General features: G+C 46.2%; 4 protein-coding genes. All 4 read left to right on the top strand.

What is annotated here, in order from left to right; genetic code table 11:
• Positions 1 to 1,016 (top strand): permease (locus tag GX016_08360; protein ID HHT71572.1); only part of this gene is annotated, 1,016 nt, incomplete at its 5' end.
• Between the two features lie 68 nt (positions 1,017 to 1,084).
• Positions 1,085 to 1,318: a thioredoxin family protein gene (locus tag GX016_08355; protein ID HHT71571.1), complete on the top strand. Its 234-nt coding sequence runs from the start codon at positions 1,085 to 1,087 to the stop codon at positions 1,316 to 1,318.
• A 313-nt stretch (positions 1,319 to 1,631) separates the two neighbouring features.
• Entirely contained in the window at positions 1,632 to 1,928 is a 297-nt protein-coding gene (locus tag GX016_08350) for a PadR family transcriptional regulator (protein HHT71570.1), read from the top strand.
• A 98-nt stretch (positions 1,929 to 2,026) separates the two neighbouring features.
• Positions 2,027 to 2,587 (top strand): permease (locus tag GX016_08345; protein HHT71569.1); only part of this gene is annotated, 561 nt, incomplete at its 3' end.

Below are 2,587 nucleotides of genomic sequence, written 5' to 3'. Positions count from 1 at the left end.
TTAGTGAACTGCTGGAATATCTCTCGGCTCATGTGTTAACTTGTTTGGTACCGGCGTTTTTTATTGCCGGTGGTATTTCGGCTGTGCTTTCTACGGCAGCAGTTTTACAGTACTTCGGTCCAAAGACTAATAAGTGGCTGTCTTATGGTGTGGCTTCGGTGTCGGGGACAGTGTTGGCTGTATGTTCGTGTACAGTGCTGCCGCTGTTTGCCGGTATTTATCGCAAGGGAGCGGGGATAGGACCGGCCATAGCTTTCTTGTATTCCGGCCCAGCTATCAATGTTCTAGCCATAGTCCTTACGGCCCGAGCCATCGGCTTTCAGATGGGGTTGGCACGAGCGGTGGGCGCGGTGTTGTTTTCCTTGGTTATTGGACTCGTTATGGCTGCGTTATTTGAACGACAGGATCCAGCCGAAAAACGTGAGAACTCGGCTTTGTTCGCCGGTGAGGCTAATGGCCGCCCCGCCTGGCAACATCTTGTGTTTTTCGGTCTATTAGTGGCCATACTGCTGTTTGGTACTAGTAAGATTCCCCTGTGGAGCAAGGTGGCCATTATTCTTACTCTGATTAATTCCATTTCCCTAGTTGTGAGTCGCTGGTTTGAAGAAGGCGAATTTGAAGATTGGATGGCGGAAACTTGGAAATTCGTCAAGCTTATTTTTCCTGTTTTGCTGGTAGGAGTGTTTGTTGCTGGAGCTATTAAGGTTATACTGCCACCAGAGTGGATCGCCAAGTATGTGGGTAGTAATTCTGTTGGTGCCAATTTGCTGGCGTCTATTTTTGGGGCCTTTATGTACTTTTCTACGCTTACAGAGGTTCCTATTGTAAAAGCCCTCACCGACTTGGGCATGGGACAGGGGCCGGCACTGGCCCTGCTACTGGCGGGACCGGCTTTGAGTCTACCTAGTATGTTGGCCATTCGCAACATTATGGGAACTAAGAGGACTATTGCTTATGTATTGTTAGTGGTAGTTATGGCCACATTAACCGGCTATGCTTTTGGAGCAATAGCATAGTTTTGACGCACTTGAGTTAGTACTAAGTGATAAAATATGATAACAAATTGAATGGGAGGACGATCATGATGCAAGTTAAGATTCTAGGTGCCGGGTGTAGAAAATGCCGGGTGCTGGAAGAAAGGGTCCGCACAGCGGTGGCCGAGCTTGGAGTTGAGGCCGAGTTTGAACATGTTACCGACATTAAAGATATTATGACTTACGATATCTTGATGACGCCTGGCTTAGTGGTAGATGAAAAGGTGGTAGTGTCGGGACGAGTTCCCAGCGTAGAGGAGATCAAACGATTTCTACAGAAATAGGCTACTATAAGCACTCTTTCTCGTGAGATACCGGAGAGAAAGGGTGTTTTTTTCCACCGGAACGGACGAGGACTTCGTAGGCAAGACTCATAGGATGTACTTATAGGTAGACCCCTTGCATTATATCTACATATCTACACCATTTCTTTAAATAGGCATGTGAGTGACAATATCATAGTCCCGTGACAGATTGAACTAGAAAGCTTGACAACGATGTAGAAATTAGGTAACATGCAATCATAAATACATTGAGGGGCAATGTATAATGGCTATAGACTATACCAGTCAAGAGTATTGGAACGGTATCATTAAGATGAGTCTGTCCAAGTTTTTTATCCTGCGTGTACTATATACTCAATCTATGCATGGATATGAAATAGCGCGTACGGTGGCAGAAGTGACTAAGGGTTGTTGTACACCGACAGAAGGCACTATTTATCCTGCATTGCGAGAGTTTGAAGAAGGGGGCTACGTCTCGGTGGTAGTGGAGGCCACCGGTGGTCGAGAGCGCAAAGTGTACACTCTAACTGACAAGGGTCGTCAAGCTTTTCAAGTGGCGGCGGCTGCTTGGGAAGAAGTTACAAAGTATATTGTAAAAGCATTGATTTGAGGCCCGTGTGTCAGTATTGATTTTGTCACCAAATACATTGGCCATCTAGGTATCATACCATAAGGTACAAAGTAAGAAAAAGGAGGAAAGCTTGAGTCATGACAACAATTTCTCTGGCCCAAACTCTAGTTTCTTTTCTAACCCTTGTTGCTGAACTGGCGGCTCTGTTTATAGGGATCAGTTTCTTGGTTGGACTGCTTCAAGAGTATATTCCTGCTGCTACTATTCGTCGCGTGCTTACTGACCGCATGGGACAGGGCAACATTTTAGGGGCTGCTTTGGGGACAGTGACACCGTTTTGCTCCTGCTCAACGATTCCAGTAATGGTAGGGCTGTTAAATGCCGGTGCTCCTTTTGGTGCTACCAGTTCCTTCTTACTGGCTTCTCCATTGCTTAATCCAGTTATCTTAGGCCTTTTTCTAGCAGTCTTTGGTTGGCGTGTAACAGTTGTGTACGCAGTTTTATGTTTTTCTTTAGCGGCAATATTAGGTGCAGTTTGGGAAAAAGTTGGTTTAGCAAGTTATGTTAAGCAGGTGCGGGTAGTGGGGGCACAAGACGGAGAGGGAGAAACAGATGTACCTTTCTCAGTACGCCTACAGCGTGCTTTGCGTAATGCGTGGACCCAATTTGTTGAGGTGCTGCCTTATCTTGTGGTGGGG

This window comes from Bacillota bacterium (genome assembly GCA_012837285.1).
GTDB lineage: Bacteria > Bacillota > DTU030 > DUMP01 > DUMP01 > DUNI01.
This window is presented reverse-complemented; position numbering and strand designations above follow the sequence as displayed.